The sequence below is a fragment of the Anditalea andensis genome (assembly GCF_000714815.1).
In the GTDB taxonomy this organism is placed as follows: domain Bacteria; phylum Bacteroidota; class Bacteroidia; order Cytophagales; family Cyclobacteriaceae; genus Anditalea; species Anditalea andensis.
This window is the reverse complement of record NZ_JMIH01000010.1, coordinates 86,872-109,135: the sequence shown is the minus strand read 5'-3', so window position 1 is coordinate 109,135 and position 22,264 is coordinate 86,872. Positions and strand designations below refer to the sequence as shown.

General features: G+C 40.3%; 24 protein-coding genes. 16 read left to right on the top strand and 8 right to left on the bottom strand.

Annotated elements, in window-relative coordinates; translation table 11 throughout:
• From EL17_RS23825 to EL17_RS23410, 4 genes are all read left to right on the top strand, one after another.
• The coding region (locus EL17_RS23825; protein WP_035069417.1) for a hypothetical protein at positions 1-225 on the top strand (225 nt) is incomplete at its 5' end.
• Positions 226-247: 22 nt separating this feature from the next.
• Entirely contained in the window at positions 248-598 is a 351-nt protein-coding gene (locus tag EL17_RS02125) for a hypothetical protein (RefSeq protein ID WP_035069414.1), read from the top strand.
• 11 nt (positions 599-609) lie between these two features.
• A complete protein-coding gene (locus EL17_RS02120; protein WP_035069412.1) occupies positions 610-1,164 on the top strand; it encodes a hypothetical protein in 555 nt (184 codons plus the stop codon).
• 111 nt (positions 1,165-1,275) lie between these two features.
• Positions 1,276-2,157 (top strand): VOC family protein, encoded by an 882-nt coding sequence (locus EL17_RS23410; protein ID WP_316932620.1) that lies wholly within the window; start codon positions 1,276-1,278, stop codon positions 2,155-2,157.
• Between the two features lie 167 nt (positions 2,158-2,324).
• Here the strand turns inward: EL17_RS23410 and EL17_RS24325 are convergent, their stop codons facing one another.
• Together EL17_RS24325 and EL17_RS24320 are read right to left on the bottom strand one after the other, a co-directional pair.
• The gene (locus EL17_RS24325) at positions 2,325-2,675 is read right to left on the bottom strand and encodes a helix-turn-helix domain-containing protein (RefSeq protein WP_164674910.1); all 351 of its coding nucleotides are present in this window, start codon (positions 2,673-2,675) and stop codon (positions 2,325-2,327) included.
• Positions 2,676-2,783: 108 nt separating this feature from the next.
• A complete protein-coding gene (locus tag EL17_RS24320) occupies positions 2,784-3,119 on the bottom strand; it encodes an AraC family ligand binding domain-containing protein (RefSeq protein WP_394332154.1) in 336 nt (111 codons plus the stop codon).
• A gap of 610 nt (positions 3,120-3,729) precedes the next feature.
• Here EL17_RS24320 and EL17_RS02100 point away from each other — a divergent pair.
• Complete coding sequence (locus EL17_RS02100) at positions 3,730-4,371, top strand: DUF6266 family protein (protein ID WP_035069405.1); 642 nt, start codon at positions 3,730-3,732, stop codon at positions 4,369-4,371.
• 24 nt (positions 4,372-4,395) lie between these two features.
• On the top strand, positions 4,396-5,124 hold the full coding sequence (locus tag EL17_RS22450; protein ID WP_051719738.1) for a hypothetical protein: 729 nt from the start codon (positions 4,396-4,398) through the stop codon (positions 5,122-5,124).
• 517 nt (positions 5,125-5,641) lie between these two features.
• Here EL17_RS22450 and EL17_RS02090 read toward each other — a convergent pair.
• Positions 5,642-6,172: an NAD(P)H-dependent oxidoreductase gene (locus tag EL17_RS02090; protein ID WP_035069403.1), complete on the bottom strand. Its 531-nt coding sequence runs from the start codon at positions 6,170-6,172 to the stop codon at positions 5,642-5,644.
• Positions 6,173-6,268: 96 nt separating this feature from the next.
• Here EL17_RS02090 and EL17_RS02085 point away from each other — a divergent pair, with 96 nt between their 5' ends.
• The 4 genes from EL17_RS02085 (at position 6,269) to EL17_RS02070 (ending at position 9,939) form a co-directional block, all read left to right on the top strand.
• Complete coding sequence (locus tag EL17_RS02085) at positions 6,269-6,625, top strand: winged helix-turn-helix transcriptional regulator (RefSeq protein ID WP_035069400.1); 357 nt, start codon at positions 6,269-6,271, stop codon at positions 6,623-6,625.
• Between the two features lie 554 nt (positions 6,626-7,179).
• Positions 7,180-7,989, top strand: a complete 810-nt coding sequence (locus EL17_RS02080) for a helix-turn-helix transcriptional regulator (protein ID WP_035069397.1) — start codon at positions 7,180-7,182, stop codon at positions 7,987-7,989.
• Positions 7,990-8,051: 62 nt separating this feature from the next.
• A complete protein-coding gene (locus tag EL17_RS02075) occupies positions 8,052-9,158 on the top strand; it encodes a serine hydrolase domain-containing protein (protein WP_205623519.1) in 1,107 nt (368 codons plus the stop codon).
• A 76-nt stretch (positions 9,159-9,234) separates the two neighbouring features.
• Complete coding sequence (locus tag EL17_RS02070) at positions 9,235-9,939, top strand: cyclase family protein (RefSeq protein ID WP_035069394.1); 705 nt, start codon at positions 9,235-9,237, stop codon at positions 9,937-9,939.
• A gap of 190 nt (positions 9,940-10,129) precedes the next feature.
• Here the strand turns inward: EL17_RS02070 and EL17_RS23400 are convergent, their stop codons facing one another.
• The 5 genes from EL17_RS23400 to arr form a co-directional block, all read right to left on the bottom strand.
• Complete coding sequence (locus EL17_RS23400; RefSeq protein ID WP_164674908.1) at positions 10,130-10,294, bottom strand: hypothetical protein; 165 nt, start codon at positions 10,292-10,294, stop codon at positions 10,130-10,132.
• Between the two features lie 83 nt (positions 10,295-10,377).
• Positions 10,378-11,292, bottom strand: a complete 915-nt coding sequence (locus EL17_RS02065; RefSeq protein ID WP_035069392.1) for a helix-turn-helix domain-containing protein — start codon at positions 11,290-11,292, stop codon at positions 10,378-10,380.
• Between the two features lie 17 nt (positions 11,293-11,309).
• On the bottom strand, positions 11,310-11,450 hold the full coding sequence (locus tag EL17_RS23395; protein ID WP_164674907.1) for a hypothetical protein: 141 nt from the start codon (positions 11,448-11,450) through the stop codon (positions 11,310-11,312).
• Positions 11,451-11,494: 44 nt separating this feature from the next.
• A complete protein-coding gene (locus tag EL17_RS02060) occupies positions 11,495-12,328 on the bottom strand; it encodes an SDR family NAD(P)-dependent oxidoreductase (protein ID WP_035069389.1) in 834 nt (277 codons plus the stop codon).
• Positions 12,329-12,569: 241 nt separating this feature from the next.
• Positions 12,570-13,019: an NAD(+)--rifampin ADP-ribosyltransferase gene (gene arr / locus EL17_RS02055; protein WP_035069386.1), complete on the bottom strand. Its 450-nt coding sequence runs from the start codon at positions 13,017-13,019 to the stop codon at positions 12,570-12,572.
• A gap of 624 nt (positions 13,020-13,643) precedes the next feature.
• Here arr and EL17_RS23390 point away from each other — a divergent pair.
• The 6 genes from EL17_RS23390 (at position 13,644) to EL17_RS02030 (ending at position 22,228) form a co-directional block, all read left to right on the top strand.
• Complete coding sequence (locus EL17_RS23390; RefSeq protein ID WP_164674906.1) at positions 13,644-13,802, top strand: hypothetical protein; 159 nt, start codon at positions 13,644-13,646, stop codon at positions 13,800-13,802.
• Between the two features lie 47 nt (positions 13,803-13,849).
• The gene (locus EL17_RS02050) at positions 13,850-15,493 is read left to right on the top strand and encodes a DUF4932 domain-containing protein (RefSeq protein WP_035069383.1); all 1,644 of its coding nucleotides are present in this window, start codon (positions 13,850-13,852) and stop codon (positions 15,491-15,493) included.
• Positions 15,494-15,612: 119 nt separating this feature from the next.
• Positions 15,613-16,128: a DinB family protein gene (locus tag EL17_RS02045; RefSeq protein ID WP_035069380.1), complete on the top strand. Its 516-nt coding sequence runs from the start codon at positions 15,613-15,615 to the stop codon at positions 16,126-16,128.
• 445 nt (positions 16,129-16,573) lie between these two features.
• Positions 16,574-16,723 carry a helix-turn-helix domain-containing protein gene (locus EL17_RS23815; RefSeq protein WP_240485918.1) on the top strand — a complete coding sequence of 50 codons (150 nt, stop codon included), beginning with the start codon at positions 16,574-16,576 and terminating at the stop codon, positions 16,721-16,723.
• Between the two features lie 338 nt (positions 16,724-17,061).
• A complete protein-coding gene (locus EL17_RS02035; RefSeq protein WP_051719737.1) occupies positions 17,062-17,757 on the top strand; it encodes a porin family protein in 696 nt (231 codons plus the stop codon).
• Positions 17,758-18,124: 367 nt separating this feature from the next.
• Positions 18,125-22,228: a hybrid sensor histidine kinase/response regulator transcription factor gene (locus EL17_RS02030; RefSeq protein WP_084166085.1), complete on the top strand. Its 4,104-nt coding sequence runs from the start codon at positions 18,125-18,127 to the stop codon at positions 22,226-22,228.
• Positions 22,229-22,264 lie beyond the last annotated feature (36 nt).

The window sequence follows — 22,264 nt, the reverse complement described above, 5'->3', positions numbered from 1 at the left end:
GCAAATGATGATAATTTTCGAGCCAATTTCCTTTCACTAAAAAATTCAATCTATTCCAGCTATGAATTTTATGGTATAATAGAACGAAATAATTCGGGAATTTATGAATATAGCTTAGGAAGAGGGCTATATAATTTTTCAGGTATTAATATTAATATTCCCCATGCTATAGATGGATATATACACTCCCATTTTGAAGGGCTTATACCTAATTTTTTCATTTGATGATGTAGCGGCTATTTATTATATGCATGAAAATGACTTATTGGCCAATGGCCTTGAATCCTTTTTTATCGGGGTGATCTCTAAAGAGGCGGCTTATATATTGAAAATAGAAGATGAAGCTAAATTTTTAGAATTTGCAGAACAAAATTTTGATTCTCAAGCTTCCTTTGACGCTTTAGAAATCTATTTTAATAATTGGTTCACGGTAAATAGGGCTTTGCAACTTTCTGATATTCAAAGTTATGAAAGTGCCTTTTTAAAAACCTTAGAGGATGCAGGAATAGTTTTATTTAAAGGAGATAACAATTCTCTTAATTCGTGGGAAAAAAGAATATTGAATAATCAAAATCAATCAACAAAAGGAGGATGTTAAATACATGAATTATGAAAAATTTTAAAATAGTATTATTTATAGGAGTTTTTCTTTTTATTACAAATATTGGTAAAGCTCAATATTTTGAAAGGGATGAAATAAAAAATTTCGAAGGTAAATGGTTAGCTATGGTCCATGGTGCAGATAGTGTCATATTGGAAATGAATATGGAAAAGAAATATCCACTCAAAAATAAAAGTGTGAATACCGGATATCAAACGGATGTGCTGTTGATGAATATAAATTATTATCAATCTGGTGAAATAGTATATTCACCTTTAAATATAGACAGTAAACATAGAAACCATAGTTTTGTAGCCGTCCTTGTATCTCCTTCCGGTTCAGATAATGTAACCTTTCAATTTACCTATGAGGATGATAATAATTCAACTGCAGGGGCAATAGGAATGGGTAAATTAAAGTATATAGATGGTGTTTTGGAAATGGAAATAGATAATAGACGGGAAGGAATTCACATAACGAGACCAAATGGAGATAAAAAATCGAAAAACAGTTCTAAACTATCCATTCCAAAACAGCTGACCTTTAAAAAGAAAGGGGAATAGTACATAAATCGTTATCTAATATAATTTTCAACCCTCCTTTGATAGTAATAATCAAAGGAGGGTTAATTTTTGTAGTTACAGAAATTTTACTGCTAAAAAAATAGCCTAAAAATAAGTGATATACTCCCGGATCTTGAATTATTTACTAATCACAATATGACCGCAGAAGCATATGGTAATCTAATTACAGAGGACGTGGTGCACGAGTACCCATATGCACCTGTTCCGTTCGCAAATCGGGTAGAGGGGCGCGACGCGGTTATGGCACACCTTGTAAACGTAACCCGGCTTGCTTCCAACTGGAACTTTACGGACATAACTTTTTCGGCCACGTCTGACCCCATTACAATATTTGTAGAGTTCGAAGGCGGTGGCTTAGTAACGGCAACCGGTAAAGCCTACCACCAGGTATACAGCGCCCGCCTGACCATGCGGGGCGAACAAATAGCCCATTACAGGGAATTTTTTAATCCAAATCAGATGCTCGAAGCCTTCTTCCCCAGCCCATCCGATGAAAAAAATGTTAAGGAGCATACAGCATCAAACCGCCTTGATTATTTCCATCATGTAGGTATCACCGTGCGCGACCTGGAAGCGACGATCACCTGGTATGAAAAACATCTCGGCTTCAAGCGATTGACTGATTTTGGCTTTCCGGGAGCCAGCGTGGCGTTTATCGGACGTGGCGATCTCAGGCTTGAGTTCTTTCAAATAGAGAAGGCAAGGCCGATGGAGGATGGACGGAAAGAGGCTGAATCAAATCTAAGCTTCGGAGGAATCCATCACTTCGCCATTTTTGTAGATGACCTCGACGGTACGCTTATAGATTTGAAGTCCAAGGGAGTTGAGCAAGCATTTACGCTTAACATTGTACCTGATGGAAGCGGAGACCGCTATACGTTCATTAGAGACAATGAAGACATGCTGATCGAGTTGTATCAGCCCGGGTCGAAGTCCGGTATGAGGCTACAGTCGTCGATGGATTCGATTTGATCCATCTAATAAGCACTACCTCACTAACTGTTTAAGGAGTAATATTTCAACTCCCTTGCCGCTCATTTTGTCCACGACTTCTTCGCGCACCTAGCTTAACTAGGTGCGCAATGGGTTCCAGGGCAGCGCACACGGCTGTCTATACTACCTATTTATCGAATATTGATTTACAAGGGCCTCTGCTGTTTATAGGCTAGCGGGGTCTGTCCAGTCTGACGCCGAAAGAATTTACCGAAGGCTGACGCATCGCTGAAGCCCAATTCTTCGGCTACCTGCATAATGCTGCGATCGGTCTGCCAAAGCAGGTGGCGAGCTTCACGTAACATTTGGCTGTCAATCCATTCCCCTGCCGTCCTCCCGGTTTCCGCTTTCAAAGTTTCGCTCAAATATTTACCGGTAACGAAAAGCAAACCAGCGTAGTCGGCTACTCGGCGACGATTCGGGTCAGGCTGCGCTACTAGCTGCTGGAAACGTGCCACCAAGTCCACCCGGCGGGTCGGGGCTATTGTCGGTGTCATGCGTCCGTAACTGTCAGCGGCTATGAGCAGTAGGATGGCGACATAGCTGCGCACAATGTCGGCCTGGTAGTGGCTTGGCCGCTTAAGGGTTTGCCGGACCTGCTCCAGCTATTGGCCTACCTGGGCAGTTTCAGTGGATGATAGAGGCATAACCCGCGTGGCTTGGGCATGAAAAAAGGGAAGTTGCCTTAATCGCGTCGGATCCGTATAAGGCGCTGAGAAAAAGGTTTCGGTAAAAAACATGGCTTCAGTGTGATAGTCGGCCGACTGCTGCTGCCAGTGGCGTAACACTTCTGGCCCCAGAAGTATTAGGGTGCCAGGTGCCACTTGGTAGTGATCCCGGTTTGCTTTTAACACCACGGTGCCCGCCCGGCATAGGCCCACGGCGTAGAACGTGGTGCGGTAGGGAATATTAGTTAATTGCCGGCCTGGCGGACTCACCATTAGGTGATAGTCTATCAAAGGAGCCTGAGACATAGGATCCGTCAGTAGTTCGGCAATGGCAAACTTAGGAATTGTGTCAGGCATAAAGTATTACTTGAATCAAATAAATTGTGTTTTCACCATAAATCTAAGTGAATGTCTTTTTCAAATTTATTTCTAAATACTTAATTAAGCAAAGAAAACGCTGTTCTTACCACTCTTCTGCTAAAAGGAATTCCATGACCCTTTTCCATCCCTTTAAGATTTCATAGAATATAAACTGTACACCATGGCCCCAACAGGATAAAGAGCAAATATTTTATTCCCTATTTTACTTATATTCAAGTTTACTCCATTTCCTGTCCGTTACCACTCCAGTTTCTCTCCGTACCCACTCCGACAATTAACGGAGCGGGTAATAAAGCGTAAACAGAGCAACAAACAGATAATCAAGAATAAATAAGTTTAAATGTTTGGTTTAAATTGTTTTAATAACTACATTATACCGTATAATCCTAATAAAGTTCCTTTATAAGGAATAGCTGGCGGAGGGATTGTTTACCTATCTTTTAATCTCCAAAGGGCTACTGAGGAGATTGCTTTTTTAAAAATTTTTAACCAAGGCATCGTTATGGCAATAGCATCCATTTCTGAGCAGGGACTCAAAGGCAAAAAGGGTCCAAACGTTTATTACTCCGTAGAGGGGATCACCTATGTCAGGCAATATGTTCGTCCCGACCATTCCAAGCCTTCTGAACTCCAACTGGCAGGCTGGAGTAAATTTAAGGTGGCCAACCGGTTTGCCGGGCCACTCAGGGAAGCATTTAATTTGGGCTTTATCAATTACAGGAAGGGCATGCGCTCCCCTGCCAAGGTGGGACTGGGCCTGCTGCTCAAAAAAGCCTTTCGGGATGGACTGCCGGAACCGGACCCCGCCCTCGTCCAGATAAGTGCGGGCAGCCTGACGGGAATGGAAAACGGAAAGGTGGACCGGTCGGATGGTCAGCACGTATTGGTGCAATGGGACAACAATACCGGAACAGGCAATGCCGCCGGAAGGGACAGGGTAAGCCTCTTGCTCTATGATGTCCTACACCAAAAGGCTTTCTTCATGGCAGAAGGGAATCCCCGGTCTGCCGGCCAACAGGAATTCCATGTCCCCTATGCCGAAAAACACCTGGGCAATCTCCACGTCTATGCCTTTTTTACTTTTAAAAACCCTGTAAATCAGAATCATCAGGTATCAGACAGTACATATCTTGGATTGATCTGATAATACATCTAGACAACAGTACCTATGGCCATACAAAGCAGCATTATCACCCTGACCGGAAAAATAGGCAACATCTCCTTTTACAAGACCCGGGAAGGCTACCGGGCAAGGGAAAAAGGGGGCGTAAGCAAAGAGCGTATCAGGACAGATCCAAACTTTATCAGGACCCGGGAAAACAATCAAGAATTCGGTTCGGCAGCAACTGCTACCCGGTTCCTGAAAAACGGATTCAGGAATTCCGTGTTGCGGGCCGCAGACCCCGGCTTCCACCCACGTCTCCAGGCACTGGCCATCCGTGCGCTGCAGACAGACCCTGATCATACCCGGGGCAACAGGACACTGGCCGCCGCCGACCTGGAAGTCATGAAAGGCCTAAAGCTAAACAGTGCCAGGACACTGCAGGGAGCGCTGAACAACTATTATTGGGTCGAAAAACACCAAGACAGACTTATCTTCCATCTGCCCGATTGCATTCCGGAGCATTTTAAGGCCCCATCGAATACCACTCATTTCAGGCTGTTTGCTCAGAGACTGGCCATTGATTTTACAGCTCAAGAGATGGACATGGTCCAGATGGAGACAGATTACCTCCCCATGGAACTTCCATCCACAGACCTCTCGTTCAGCTTGGTCTTTGACCCTCCCAGCCATAGGCAACAGTTGTTTGTGGTCGGCCTGGAATTCTTCAAGATTGTCGCAGGCATACCCTTCCCGGCAGCTAAAAAGAAATACAATGTGGCAGAAGTGGTATAGGCATACATTCTCCAGTTATTAATGGTAGTCCTGGATCTGTCCAAGAGCTTCGAGGACCTCAATCAATTCATCATCTGCTTGGGGAGGATCAAGGTTGGGGTGAGCCAGGAACCACCTTTTCGGCTATCTCATTGATAAGTTCCCGCCTATCGATTTGAGCAAAGATCAAGTTGTTCATAATGCGTCAGTTTTTGTTCTCTGATCGAATCAAATTGATAAGGATTTTAGCGGGGGGGTAAGAGTGGTGGGGTAATTGGATTTATTTCTAATATTAATGTATTACAACCTTTCAGATTAGAGTATGAAGATCTTGGGGAATATGAAGATCTTAAGATCATTACAGTCATATTGAACACCTCTATCTGAATGGAAAATTAGCATGCCGATTTCTACAATACCAAATTATTTTATTGCTATTAAATGTTTTCAAAGTTGGCATAAAGGTATACATCCAATTGGGCTTACTTTTAAATATCAAACACTCACTTGCCGATATTCTATTATACCAATTATCACATTAAAAAGATTTCAAAAAGTCCAAATAATTTTGGATACTTTCTTCAATCCTATTATTTGATGTATGTAAATCTATTCCATAAGCCGCAAAGAATGGTCTGTAATCAGCTTTTACATAATTAAAGGTGAGTTTAAAGGGGACTAATAAGTCGTCTATTGTATGTCCGTAATGGCCTTCTAACGTATACTCATCTTTGCCTGATCCTAGACTGACAGCTATGCTTATCTTTTTATTTTCTAACCTATACCCACTTTTACTACCAAAAGCCCATCCATAAATCAACACTTCATCAAACCATTTTTTTAAAAGCGGAGGGGAACTATACCAATATACAGGAAATTGAAAAACTACTTTTTCGAAATTTTCCATTAGTCTTTGTTCTGCCAATACGTTTATTTTTTCATCAGGATAAGCTTTATATAGTTGATGAATTTCAAAGTCTTCAGGATATTTTTTTAATTCCTCCATCCATCTTCTATTCACTACTGAACCTTCCATATTTGGATGAGTTATAATTACTAATGTTTTCATCAATTTAATATTTGATTTATACCTGCAAAGCTATAATTCTATATTCAATTTAGTAAATTAGCTACCAATTGTAGGGTACTAACAAAAATGTAAGTAATGTCAAATACAAAAGTAACATCGACGAACTTTGCCAATAAAAAAGTATTATCGAACGAATGTTCAGAAGTTTATACTGCCAATATCATTGGAGGTCAATGGTCGCTTCCGATTTGCTATTCCTTATTAAATGGCAAATTACGATTTGGAGAACTGAAAAAACTTCTACCAAACATCACAGAAAGAATGCTTACGTTACAGCTTAGGAAATTGGAAAAAAACAAAGTACTAACCCGAAAAATTTATGCAGAAGTTCCGCCACGGGTTGAATACGAATTAACAGCTATTGGATATGAACTTAAACCAATAATCATCGAACTGGAAAAATGGGGGGAAAAACACAAAGAATTAAAATAGAAAAGTACGAACAGGTGTTCCCATCATACATTGTCTTTTTCACCCTGAAATCCCGCACAAGACCTTTAGTGAATCTCTAGATTATTTATATGAATCTCTCATCTTATAGGTATTTACGAAGGCTGTTGCATTTTATACAGCCTGTCCCGCTTTTATGGGAAAGCGCTAATCATGCAGTCAGATAGGGAGGGAGGTTATGGTGGATTTGATTTATTTTTCTCACAGTATTTGAATGGGAAATGGTCACAGCCACAAAATAGCTTGATTTTGCACCATAAATTTTTCATAGGCTGAAAATCTTGACAGTTTACTTCCGATATACTGAACGTTTTAGCACTCATTTGTTCCTTTTTGAACACTTAATTTATACTAAACCTGTGTCCATTGCCCCTTATGTCATTTTTTCGTCTTTGGTCCAATCTTGGTAAAACGTCAATGAAAATCTTTTTCAATAGATTATTTAAAATGAACTTGTTAAATGTTGATAGAGAAATGCATTTGTTTTGGTGCTTATTTTTGGAAGAGAATCATTTGAAGGACCTCAATAGATTGGTATGAAAGAGCTAAAGACAGGCAATTTTTACGGAAATACCGATCAAACCCATCACTTGGACGGCTTGGTGCTTACAGATACGGAATATACGATCCCCCGCACTGAATGGCATTTTCATGAGAATGCTTATTTTACCTTCATTATTGCTGGAAAAGTGTTGGAATGCAACAAACGTGAAAGTTTCAACTGTGAGGAAGGTACGCTGCTTTTCCATCACTGGCAGGAAGCCCATTACAACGTCAAGCCCCCAGGATATACCCGTGGGTTTCATCTTGAAATCCATAAAGAATGGATGGAGGAAATATTTCCCTCCCAATCCAGCCCTGAAGGCAGTATGTCCATCGAGGACCCTAGTATTAAATTACTATTCTACCAGATCTACCGGGAAGCCAAAATACAGGATGACCTGTTGAAGCCGGCCACTGAAGCCCTTTTACTGAAGACCCTCTCACTCCTGACCTCTCGCACCGGAACGCGGGATCGAAACCCTCTTTGGGTACCCAAAGTCAGGGAAATTATTTACGACTCCTATCACGAACCTTTTTCTTTACGAGATATAGCACAGGAACTCAACCTTCATCCCGTTCATCTTTCACGGGATTTTTCCAAATACTTCAATTGTACTTTGGGTGAGTATATCCGCAAAATCAAAGTGGAAAAATCCCTGTCCATGTTCAGCCGCCACGACATGACCCTAACCGAGATTGCCCATCAATGCGGTTTTTCGGACCAAAGTCATTATAACCGGTGCTTCAAACAGTTGATGGGTCTTCCCCCCGCCACCTTCCGCAAAATAATAAGGCGATGTTAATCCTGTTCAATTTTGCCTTGGACCTTTAAGCTAATTTTGCATGAAACATATAATTAATCTTGATGAAAACAGCAACAGCCCTATTTTGTACAGTCTTCCTACACCTTACCTTCTCAGGAGTGGCTCAGACCAATATGATCCTATCTGAAGAAAAAATCGGTGACCACATTTCCTTAGAAAAACTTGAAGCACTGGATAGTGCCATACGCGGACAGGAATTTTCCAATATCAACAGTGTACTTCTAGCCAGGGAGGGACAGCTACTGTTTGAAAGGTATTACAATGGATATTCAGCAGACTCCTATCACGATACCCGATCCTCTACCAAAAGCATCACAGGCATCCTGATAGGCTTGGCCATTGACATGGGCTTTATCCCATCCGAAAAGGAATCCGTCACACAGTATTTTGACGATAAAAGACCCTTTCAAAATCCCGATCCAAGAAAAGATGAAATTACTATTGAAGACTTGTTGACGATGAGTTCTATGATGGAATGCGATGACGACAACCAATTTTCCAGAGGCAATGAGGAAAGGATGTACCTGATCGAGGATTATTTTCAGTTCTTTCTCGATCTGCCCATCAGAGGTTACGCCGGATTTGCAACCAAACCAGAAGATGCTCCATATGGTAGAAGTTTTAGCTATTGTACGGCAGGTACAGTGTTACTAGGTGGAATATTGGAAAGAAGTACCGGGATGCCGGTGGATGAATTTGCCCGGAAATACCTTTTCGATCCTTTGGGCATAGGAGAAGTTCGATGGCAAATTACCCCCATGGGCATACCTATGACAGGCGGAGGTTTGGGTTTAAAAAGCAGGGATTTTTTAAAGTTGGCCCTGCTGTTTGAAAATGACGGTAAATGGGATGGCCAGCAAATACTCTCCTCCGAGTGGGTTAAAAAATCCACCACACCCCAGGCATTTGTCCGTGAGTTCCGTGGAGAAAAATATGACTATGGATACCTATGGTGGCAACAGGAATTGGGAAAGGATGTGAAACACTTTTCCTATTATATGAGTGGCAATGGTGGAAGCAAGGTAGTCGTCATTCCTGACCTTGATCTTACTGTGGTCATTACCAGTACGCAGTTTGGCAGCATTGACGGGCATTTGCAGACGCTCAAAATACTGAATGAGTTTATTCTTCCAGCTGTAAAGGAATAGGTGAAATAAATCAAAATGCATGATAATACTTTGCGTTTTGAAAAAACACTATTTTAGTTTTTCAATTCAACTATTCATGATAGAATTAATCGATCTCAGCCAGGAAATCTTTTCCTGCATGCCGGTACATAAAACCCAGCCAGCGGTAAGGGTAAGTATCCATGCCACCCATGAGCAATGGGAAGGTTTATCAGACACTGGCACTGTCTCCCCTGCAGTCAATAAGTTGGAAATGGGCGAACATACAGGCACCCACGTGGATGCGCTTAATCATATGGCAAGGGAGAACTTCGGACAGTCTATTGATACCATGCCTCTGTCGATGTTTTATACTGAAGGAATATGCCTTGATTTTTCACACAAATCTTCCCGTGAACTGATAGGGGCTTCGGAAATCAAAGAGGTTTGTAAAAAAGACGGTTTAGAAATAAAGCCCAATGATACCGTGCTTTTTTATACCGATCATTACCGCAAATTTTATGGAGGAAAGGATTGGGCAAATGGCCCCGGACTGAGCGCTGATGCGGTCAGGTTTCTCGGCGAACAGAAAATTTCGGCTTTCGGAGTGGAAACCATGGCACCCGGAGTATCCGGTGTAAGCAACAAGGACGTCCACCGCATCTGCGGGGAAATGGGATTTACCCATTATGAAAATCTGGTAAACCTCCACCTTTTGATTGGAAGAGGCAGGTTTCGGTTTATAGGCTTTCCACTGAAAATTAGGGGAGGCACCGGTTCTCCGGTAAGGGCTGTGGCGGTATTTGGGGAAACTGACTTATAACCTAAATGGTATGGAACACTTCAACTTTCAGGATTCCATCGATTACAATTGAAGAATTGGGGAAGGTTGCAGAATCACCGGAAAGTCCGAGTACCTATACCCCGTTACACAGCAACACTAACTACATCTCTAACTTGATCTAATTTTTTTTATTTGTCGTTAAGTCCATTTGGGGAAGAACCTCAGATTCTTATTGGGTCAAAGCTATTACTTCAAGCTTATCTTTTTTAATACTACATTCTTTGTACCCATCATTCACTGCCATTCCCTGTCTGCTGGCATAACTGAATAATATAAATATATTAGGAACAGGGATGTTCGTCCTGTATGATGGAAAAGCGAACGGAGAAGCCATTAAAACAATTTAAGTTTTCATAAATCAGTTTGCTAATGAAATTAGGGGATATTATATAGACTGTAGCTGCCCGGCACGGCTTGCTAATCCATTTGTAAAAACGAAGCCCTGAACTCCAAAGGCGAAACATTCATTTTGTTCCTAAATAGTTTGTTAAACGATTGTGGGTACTCAAACCCCAATTGATAGGCTATTTCCGATACATTCAATTCAGAAGTGGAAAGTAACGCTATGGCTCTTTCAATCAACCGCTGTTGTATATGATGCTGCGCACTTTGTCCGGTAGCGTTTCTTAACATATCGCTTAAGTAGTTCCGGGAAAGATTCATTTTCCCGGCAAAATAGCCAACCCCGGGAATACCTTCTGTTGCAGGCAGGTCACTGTTGAAATATGCTTCCAATAGTGTTTCGAAGTTGGAAACCAAACTACTATTGGCCTGCTTACGGGTTAGAAACTGACGGTTATAAAAGCGGTTACAATAATTCAGCAGCAGCTCTATCTGGCTGATCACGATAGTTTGTGAAAATGGGTCAACCGGCCGCTGGCTTTCCTCTGAAATATCCAGTAAAAGTTGGGTGATGGTATGGTCTTCCTCTTCTGAAAGAAGCAGGGCTTCATTGACTGCATAGTAAAAGAATCCAAATTTCCGGATTTCCTTCAATAAAGGAAACCCATGCAAAAAATCAGGATGGATGACCAACCAATGTCCTTCTAGTTCCCAATCGTCCCTGATTTCTGTAATCACTACCTGATGGGGGGCAAAAAAACTCATTACCCCTATATCAAAATCATAATGTTGTTGGCCATAGCGCATTTTAGCCTTAAAATTCTTTTTTAGGGCAATACAATAAAAACCATAGGTCACTGCCTCTAACTTTTGATCATCAAAACATTTGATGGAAGTAAAATCGATCACACTAACCAATGGATGTTTGGGAGGTGATAATTCTAAAAGCTGATGCAGTTCCCGAATGGATGGTATGGTGTATGGTTTCATCCGTTTGTAATTGTTTTTTAAAGGCCAGATCTTGTCCCGTACCGGAGGTTGGGGTAGCCTGTCCGGAATTTATTGGGAAAAACCTCGCATGGTCTATAGTCATCCCGTTCTGTGAGGTTTTCCTCATACGGATTGCCATAAGGCAGGCTCGATTTCATATAATGGTTTGTAAAAAAGGGGAACAGCAGTCCCCTTTTTAAATTTAATCAAAATCAGTGGATAAGCTTAAAGATGCCCAAGTTTTCATTTCATCCAGCTCTGCCTTTCTCTTTACCCTAACAGGTTCATAGACATCTGTACCGACCACTAAGTGAAGCGGTGGCTGTTCCATTTCTGCAATTTTAACAATAACCTTGGCTAGTTTTTGGGGATCCCCATTTTGCTTTCCGCTCATGCTTGACCAAAGCTTTTCTGCCTCATCAATACCATACACTCCGATCCTGTTTTTTACGTATTGGAGCGAATCCATAAAAGCAGTTCTAAACTGTCCAGGAGCCACTACAGTGGCTTTGATGCCAAATGCTTCCACTTCCTTGGCAAACCCTTCTGTGAGACCGATCACCCCAAATTTGGCTGCATTGTAACTTGCTGCTTTGGCATTTCCGGTATATCCCGAAACAGAAGAGATGTTGATGACATGACCCGATTCTTGCTTGCGCATATAGGGCATAACATTTCTTATAGTATTTACCGTTCCAAAGAGATTTACATTCAGCGTATCCCTAAATTCTTCATCAGTCATTTCCTCCATGCTTCCAACCAGGCAATAGCCCGCATTGTTGACCAATACATCTATTTGTCCAAATTTCTCTATAGCATATTCAATAGCATTTTTTACAGCCCTATCTGAAGTGATATCCAGCTTTATGGGCAATAGCGTTTCTTTAAATTCTGCTAGCTCTTCAGCAAGAATGGAGGTGTCTCTGCTCGTAGCAATTACCTTATGTCCCTGTGAAAGCAACAGTTTGGTAAGGTCTAATCCCAACCCTTTTGATGTTCCTGTAATAAACCATGTTTTTTGAGTGAATGTATCCATAATACGAGTTTAATTTATACCTGCAAAACTATTGTTTACTGGATTATAAAAAGTATCCGTACTACTGGCTTTAGTATCTCAATTACATATTGGACATAAAATGTTCATATTTGCGGTGATGGATTATGGACCTTAAGTGATGGTGTGACAGCAAGCTGATTTGGTATGATCCTTTCACTGACATAAGCCAGCCTGTCTGAACTGACGAACAGAATCATCCAAGGTTGTATTGGCATTCAAATCAGTCATTCAGCGAATTAATACCTTGCCCCCTAAGTTTTTCAAGGTGCTCTTTCATTGTCTTTACTTGCTCGCTTGAGTGCCCCTGCCAAACAGTCACTTCCCCCACTACTCTGAAAGGTTGAGTTGAGCGGAAAGATTGAGTTGGGTTTCCTGGAAATTTCCTGTCGGTTAAGTCCGGGTCGTTTTCAATTGCCCCTGTTGGTTCTACTAAATAGATTCTTTCCTGTCCGCCACCCAAAGCTAGTTCAGCCCCCCAAACTGCAGCGTCAAGTGTCCCGGTCAAGAAGATGTATTTTGAATTTTGCTGTTGCCCGTAGTTAGCATTAAAACCAACCTCAATCAAGTCCCCAACTTTTAGGTCTGCTTTAGTCCCGTGAAAGTAGGTCTGTGTGAAAGGTGTCGCACCCTGTCCGCCTGTTTTAATTGTTTCTCTGTCACTTTGTTCCATTGTCAAAAGTCATTTGTCTTTCTGGATGTTGGTTTGTGTTGGTCGGCATCACAATGTCCACCGACGTATTGAACTTCCTGCAATGCACGAAACCCCTGTTGCCATTCAGCTGCGGTTGGCAGTCCGTTGGAGTCTAGTGTCTTTTTTGAATACTTTACTCAATGCTTTGCTTTTGCTCCTATAATATAAAGTCTTTGCTATTAGCTTCATACAAAACAATATCAGGTCCCTGAACAATAATTCTTTTATTCTTTACCTATTTTTTGACATACGCATAATTATAGAACAATCTTATTGAACCTCCTTTAATGATCAATGCTCTAATATTTCTTATGTCAACCACTCATCAGACAGGGTTACTGAAGGTATTCATTCATTTCTTAGGTAAATTAGAAAAAAATCAATTTTAATCATAGCCCCATGCACCTAAACACAGTGACAAAAGCAACAGGTATGATAGACAAAACCATCGGTGAAGTCAGGGACTACTTCCCTTATTGAATCCATCAGTATATGGATTAAAGCTTGGCATATATCATTTCATCCCCTACTCCGCCCGGTCCGTCACATTTATTTGCAACTCCCTGATTACTACTATAATTTAATGCGAAAAGATTATTTAGGATGAATGCCCAAAATTATCCAAACACCTATCATGTACATGAAGCATTGGAAGACTTTTACAATGAAAAAGGTGAAAAGGACAAAGCTGCCGAAAGTTATAAAAAGCCTCTGGCACATCAGAATATCCACCACATAAGAAAAAAGTTAAAACGTCTATAATAGCAGGGATAACCCAGCCCCTATCGAACATTAAACAAACAGAACAAATGAAGATCAGCATTCAAATCCTCATCATCCTTATCCTGAGCTTAGAAAGTGCAAGCTCCCAAACCTTTAATGCCTACGTAACAATGGTCAACGGCATTGAATATAGGATTGACCCCCGTATCGAACTATTCAATATTGTGGCCATGCAGATTGGCCATTCCGGAATGACACTTTCCAATATTCCCTATAAACAGCAAGCCCTGAAACGATTTTCTGACTACCAAGCACATCCAGCGCCCAAGGTTTTGAGGGAGACATGGGAAAAAGGCTGGGGTATAGATGATCCCATGTTTTTCCTGCTGTACCTTAATGAAGACTTCAGTATAAAGGAGGAATTGGACACTGATATTATAACCAGAGGAGGAGGTAAAGAACAGCTTGAAAGTTTGGCAGCTTCACTGAAAGAATATGCTGAAGCCTCAGATTTCTATAGCTTCTTCAATGATGAACAGAAAGATTTTTATGAGCAGGTTCTTTTTCAGACCCGGTATAACTTTAGAAGTTTTGAGGCAGTCGATGTCCTTGAAAATTTCTATGGAAAAGGAAATGGAAAATATACTGTGATGTTAAACCTTATCAGTGACTACGGAAATTTCGGTAAAATCATGGAATTGGGGGGCGTCTCTTTATTTTATGCCATCATATCCACTCCTCTTGCATCTGGGGATGTACCTGTATTCAAACCCAATCTTTCCACTCAAGAACTTATTTTGCACGAGTTCAGTCACGGTTTTGTCAATCCGCAGGTAAACCCATTTTCTGATAGACTATCCGGTTATTCCCCTCTTTACGGGCCTATAGAACAGGCGATGAAAAGCCAGGCCTATCATCATTGGCATACAGTAGTGAATGAGCATGTGGTAAGAGCCGCGGTGTTGGAGATGTTATCCCAGGAATTGCCTGAAATTTTGGTCAGGAATACCCTCTATAGGAAGGAGATGGGAAGGCAGTTTATTTACATAGATAAAATTAGAGAAAAACTGGCAGGCTATCAGCAAAACAGGGAGGTCTACCCTTCTTTTAAAGACTTTGTTCCTGAATTGATCACCGTATTTGATGAGATTACACCTGATTATATTACCGGGAGAATAAATGAACCGCTGCTTGTAGAAATGGCTGGAAATAAGAAAATTCCCAAACCGTATGATTTTCAAAAAGACAGTACTACTTTTTTTATAGTTGGAACAAAAGAACCAGACCCTATAGCACAACAGGAAATGCATGCTTTTGCTGATGAATACCGACAGATGTTCAGTAAGGATATCCGGTTTTTAACAGATGAAGAGGCACTTGAAATGGATCTGAAAAACCATGATCTGGTACTGTTCGGGACTGTAGAGGGGAATCTTTTACTGAAAAAGCATATGTCTAACCTTCCCATCAGCATCAGCGAAAAGGGAGTGGTCACCAATAGGTTTATTGAGGGGGAGGACCTGCAACTGGTTACCTCATGGATCAGCCCTTATAATAAAGAAAAATCCTTTATTGTCTATACTGCCCAAAAGACCAAAAACATCAAGAATTTTTACCATTCCATGCACAAAGACCAGTTCCACTATTGGGTGGCAAAGGATCTGATTACAATTGACAAGGGAGATTACAAAAAATATTGGAATATATGGATGGTAGATATATTCGAATGATTCCTGGTTTATATATCTTTCTAAGCTACCTCTTAGAAAACATGAAATTTGCAAAGCCTTTATTTTACACCGGGAAGGATCTGTAAGGAATAAAACCTTAAATTGATAGAAAGACATATATGAAACAAAGCAGCTCCCTTTTATTTTTTTTCCTTATAGCCTTTCAAAGCTTTGGACAGGACTATTTTAGGGAAACCTTTCCCCAGGTCTGGCAGCGGACTATTGATTATACCCTTAGTGTGGCCGAGTCCATGCCTGCAGACAGGTACGATTTCAAACCGGAAGAGGGATTTATGAGCTTTGGTGAACAGATGCTTCATATAGCAGGAAATATTGAATACCTGACAGAAAAAATTACTGGCGAAAAGGTAAGCTTCTATGATCGGGAACAGGCTGCTGCTTTTAAAAAAAAGGACATCATCAGCATACTTATGGAGGCTAATGCCCAGGTGGCAGGACTGATCTTAACCATATCATCAGAAGCATTACAGGAAGAAGTAACCTTTGGTAATGTAAAAATGAGCAGGGTGAACCTCTTCTATCTCCTCAGGGACCATCAGACCCACCACCGGGGTCAGGCGGTGGTATATTTAAGGCTTAATGAAATAAAAGTACCGGCATATGTAGGCTGGTGAATTTAATCCAATGGTATTATATGCTATATAAATTTTAACTCATTGCCATTTATGCACAGGTCATACAAAATAATTATTTGGACTTGACCCCAAACTGTTCAAAAGGCTGACTGATGAAACTTGGGAATTCAGGATAAAATATAGTGGGCTGCAATATTAACTTTTCGCTTTTTGGAACAAAACTGTCAAATCAGAAACACTTATCATATCAAGGCACGGAATAGTGAAAAAAGGGGACAAGGTTCCAAGAGAGAAAAGTGAATAAGCCGAAAGGATAACAATGGAATGTTTTGAACAATAAAACCAAGGAAACAAAGAATAAAATAAATAGAAATGATGACGTTGGACCATTTATACCAATTATAGGATAGGTATATAGGGAAACCCGGAATTCTGGAAAGGGATGAATACGAATTTGACCTAAAAAATGAAATTGCTCGGATAAATGATAATAAAAGTGCCGAAAGAACGGAATTTAATACAAGAACCTCTTGGTGCACTAATTGGTGTCCAAAAATCCCAAATTTCAAAATTAGAGCGAAACACAAGAAATATGACTATCGAAATGATGTTGAAAATATGCCAAGCATTATAAGCCAATCTCTGGTTCAGCGTGGAAATAAACGAATCAGACTTTTAAGGTAGCGTAAATATTAAACATTTCAGGTAACATTAAGTCCACTAGAGAAACCCTATCTAGGCTATTTATGAAAATAGTATTTGTCTATTCGTGAAATCCAAGAATGCTTCGCATTAGTCCTGAGGGTGATGATTAACAATCGTAGAACGTAAGCTTTGGCGGGAATAAAAAAAAATAGGTATATAAAAAATGAATAAACCAAAAACCGGGTTCAACCTTTCTTTGGTATTTGTAGCACATCAAAAGTTTTCTCCGTCCTGTATAAAGGCTCTTAATATTTTACCAGGATCATTATGACCATCAAAATACTTGCGCATCTTATATTTTTCATGACCCTATTCGGGAGTGCAGTAGCCCAGGTGAAATGGGACATAAAAGCCGGCATTAATTATTCAAACATAAGTGCTAAGGATCAAGACGGAAACAAAGCTAACACTTCGTCCGTACCTGGGATTTATTTGGGGATGGGTGTAGCGTTGCCTTTATCAAGCCAGTTTTCCGTCCATCCCTCGCTGATATATGCGAAAAGGGGTTTTAAGCAGCATGGGCCTGCATCTCATCTTGTTTGGGGAGAGGATTTTGAGGGTAAAGTATCCTACTTTGAATTACCCGTGGATTTGTTATATAGCCAGAAAATAGGTCCCGGTAACTTATTGTTAGCTGTAGGTCCCTACCTGGGATATGGAACGGGAGGCAGCTGGACTTCAAAAGGAACTGTATTGATCGGGGATATTTTAATAGAAGGAAGCGGGGATGTGGCTTTCCAAAATGACTACTCTTATGGAAGAGATATGAATACCATTGTCTATGCAAGGCCTTGGGACTATGGAGCGCATTGTAAAATTGGATATTCACTTTTTAACCATTATACCATATCATTGGACATACAGAGAGGCCTGGCCAATTTGCAACCCAGATGGGCCGATTACCGTCCAGGAGGCACCCTAAGGAATAGATCTATGGGCGTTTCTATCGGATATAGCTTTTAATGGAATTATAGTATCTTATAGTACCTAATGCAATAAGAAACTTTAAATTATGCCCATCGATGGCTCCCTGAGAGTATTGCCTCCTCCTAAAAAAAAAATCAGGGTTATACAAGAGTATAATAAGAAGAATTTAAAACCCTTGGAAAAACTGAACTGCATTATAAAATGAGAGGTGAGGGTAAGCTAAGGTGGTAAAACTACCACCAAAGACACCTATCGGATTCAATTTTTATGACTATGGACTCGATCAAATTTACAAGTCCATACACAAAATTAATCTGAATTATCACATATATAACATTATCTTAATTTGTATCATATTGGAATTAAGTAACATTGCATACAGATCTATTTCTTAAAAAATACCATGACGTGCACTAAGCAACTTTTATGGTTGCTATTGTTATTTTATAGCAATGCAGTATTAGCCCAAAATCAACTTTCCGGGAAAACCTCCAAAACTTGGAATTTTGAACATATAGGAATCCAGGAAGGTCTTTCGCAAGGATCCGTTCTCAGTCTGTTGCAGGACCATCACGGATTTGTCTGGATCGGAACCAGAGATGGGCTGAACCGCTATGATGGCATAAATTTTACCATATTCCGTCACCGGGTAAATGATGCTACCACCATATCGGGCAATATCATTAACGATATAAAAGAAGATGCTTCAGGCAATATCTGGGTAGTCACAGAAAATGGCGTCAGTAAATTGGATAAAGATTCCGGTATTTTTTATAACTATGAACTGGACCGACGGGATTATGAAAACGGAACCTTTAATGTGCTGTGGGTAGATGAAAACCAAAAAGTCTGGGCCGGCAACAACTATGGTTTATTCTATATCGAAGATAACAAACTTACACAGCACAGTAATCTTGATATCAGACACATCACTGCGATCACCTCGGATGAAAGCGGCAAACTATGGATAGGGACAAGTAATTTTAAGATTTTTCAAGTTGATGTCCAAAATCATCATGCCGGTGAATTGGAAATAAATGGTCCCGGCAAAACTTATCATGCCAGAGTAGAATCTATTTTGGTGGAGCCCAATGGTTCTTTTTGGATAGGGTCTTACGGAGAAGGTCTTTTTTATTTCAATGCTAAGGGAAATTTAGTACAACAATATGGTGCTTCTGAACCGCAACTTCAAAAACGCCTGACTAACAACAATATCCGGGCGCTGGCCAAAGACAAAAAAAACAGGCTGTGGGTCGGGACCTTTGACGGTTTACAATTAATAGACAACTTTGATATAGTTCAAACAGCTATCTATCAGAAAAACAATCCCAAAGGACTGACACATAGTAGTATCAGGGCATTAATGGTTGACAAAAAAGGCAGTGTTTGGATAGGGGCATATATTGGTGGCATCAACCTATTTGATGAAGAATATGACAAATTTAACCACCAAAACCATATACCCAATGATCCAAATTCTCTAAGTTATTCAGTTGTAGGCAGTTTTATAGAAGATAAAAAGGGAAACATAATTATAGGCACTGAAAGAGGGGGAATTAATATGTTTGACTACCAATCAGAAAAGCATGTACCTATCGGGGATCAGCGTCTAACAGTAAAATCCCTACTCCTAGATTCTCACAATCAATTATGGGCAGGTGTTTTTAGAAAAGGCCTTAACTTAGTAAACCTACAGACCAAAACTTTAGAACGTTTTCCCAAAGCGGATGATGTGAATTTTGGCTTTCTGCATACCGCCATTATAAACTGTATGATAGAAGATCCCAGTGGCGGGATCTGGATCAATACGGACAGCGGTGGCGGTTTGCATTTTTTTGATACTGAAAAAAGAAAGTTTTTGAGTTTCCCCGGACAGGAGGCCATCCACCAAATCATAAAGAACGTACCCGTTAAAAGCATGTTTCTTTCCAAAAACGGAACGCTAGTATTGGCTACGAAAGGAAACGGTGTGATCCTATTTGATCCCAAAACAGAGGAAATCAAACAATTCAAACAATTTGAAGTGGGCAATGATACATTGTTTATTGATGAATTTAATCATGTAATGGAAGACAGTAAAGGTGATTTTTACCTTTCGACAAACGGCAGCGGCATATTGATTCTTAATCCCTTGACCCATAAAGCAAAGCATATCCACAGCGGTGATGGGCTTTCCAATAATATTGTATATGGGGCAATGGAAGACCATCATAAAAACGTATGGATACTCACCATTTCAGGTATTACTAAAATCAAGGCTTCAGGGATATTTAAAAATTATACTATTGCATCCGGATTCCCACTGGAAGAGATGAATGAAGGAGCGTTTATGATAGCCAAAAACGGAGATTTTGTGATAGGGGGAAATAATGGCTATGTACGGTTTGACCCTATTGCCTTAAAAGATAACGAATATATACCACCGGTAAGGTTTACCGATCTGCTTGTTTTAAATAAAAAGGTATTGCCCGGAGATGATACAAACATTTTGTCCAGAAACCTCCATGAATCCACTTCTATCACATTATCCTATTATCAAAACATCCTCACTTTTGAATTTGCAGCTTTAAATTATATAAGGTCTGAAACCAATCAATATGCCTATATGCTGGAAGGTTTTGATGAAGACTGGGTATATGGCAATAACAGAAACCATGTAACCTATACCAGTTTACCCAGGGGCAATTACCTATTCAAAGTGAAAGCCTCCAATAATGATGGCATCTGGAATGAAGTGCCCCTAGAGATGTCGGTAGTGGTATTGCCACCGCCATGGAGAACATGGTGGGCCATGGGCATATATGGAATGCTGGTAATCTTGGGATTTTTTGTAATCCGTTATAATGCCGTAAAAAGCACCCAGCTAAAGCATGTCCTTAAAATTGAGCAATTGGAAAAAACGAAATTAAAGGATGACCATGATTTGAAGCTCCGGTACTTCATTGATGTTTCCCATGAATTCAGAACACCATTGACACTGATAATAGCTCCTTTGGAAGATTTACTTAGGAAGATTAAGGGGGAAGAAAATAAGTGGTTGAAGCGACCATTGAAAATACTGCATTTCAATGCCAAAAGGTTGCAACATCTTATTGACCAGATATTGGAAATCAGGGAAATCGAAACGGGCCATCACCAACTCAATTTACAACCTGTATTTTTAGCATCTCTGTTACAGGATATTATAGACAGCTTTAATATGTTGGCTGATCAAAAAAAGATAAAACTAAGTCTATATTTACACCATGTACCTGAAACAGTGCTTTTGTTAGATCCTGATAAGGTACAGAAAATCCTGTTCAACTTACTGTCCAATGCCTTTAAATTTACCGATCAGGGTGGCGAAATAGCCGTATCTGTAAAAATTATAAATGAAAAATATAAAATAACTGTACGGGATACGGGCAAAGGTATCCAAACCGAGGATTTACATAAAATCTTTGACAGGTTTTACAAAAAAGGCAAAGACAACCATAGTGCCGGTATAGGATTGTCCCTGACCCAGCTATTGGTAGCAATCCATGGAGGCAGTATCTATGTGGAAAGTGAGCCGGATAAAGGTACTGTTTTTACAATGGTCTTTCCATTTGATACTGCCGATGGGGAAAATTTGGAGATCCAAGAGACAAAATTTACCAAACCCGTGCCGCTTGAATATTATGATGTAATCACTGAAAAATCAAAAAATGATAAAGAAACCCTGGACTCAGGGACCAAAATTTTGGTAGTGGATGACAATCAGGAATTACGCCTGTACTTAAAGGAGCAATTGGGTGAATTTTACAAAGTAGTTACGGCCAAAAACGGAGAAAGTGGTCTAAATAAGGCCAAAAAGATTGGTCCGGCCCTGATCATCAGTGATGTCATGATGCCAAAAATGGACGGTTATGAATTTTGCCATGCCATCAAATCCACCAAAGAACTTTCCCATATCCCTATAATCCTTTTGACGGCAAAGAACTCTCAAATGAATAAGATGGAAGGATTGGAATTAGGAGCAGATGACTATATCTCCAAGCCATTTCAAATACTGGAATTGATGGCAAGAATACAGAACTTGATCCAAAACCGAAAATTATTGCATGATAAATATAAAAACCTGGGCATATCCACTGAGTATCTAATTAACGGATCAAACAGTTATGATGAAAAGTTATTAAACCGTCTTTATACCATACTTCAGGATAACCTTGATCAGCCAAATCTCACAGTAGAAGCCATAGGTGATCAACTGGGATTAAGCAGGGTACATTTGTTCAGGAAAATCAAAGCACTGACCGGTATGTCTCCTTCTGACCTGATAAAAGATTACAGGATCAAACAAGCTTGCATCCGATTGGAAACCGGTAATTTTAAAATAGCAGAAGTTGCCACAGAGGTAGGTTTCCAAGACGTGCAATACTTTAGCAAAGTATTTAAAAAAGAAAAGGGACTTAGCCCGAGCGATTATATGAAATCGAGCATGACGTTGACCGTCAAACAAGGGGAGCTTATTGATCCTGCGTAATGCTTAGGAAAGCCTCACACAGTGGTATGTTTTTTC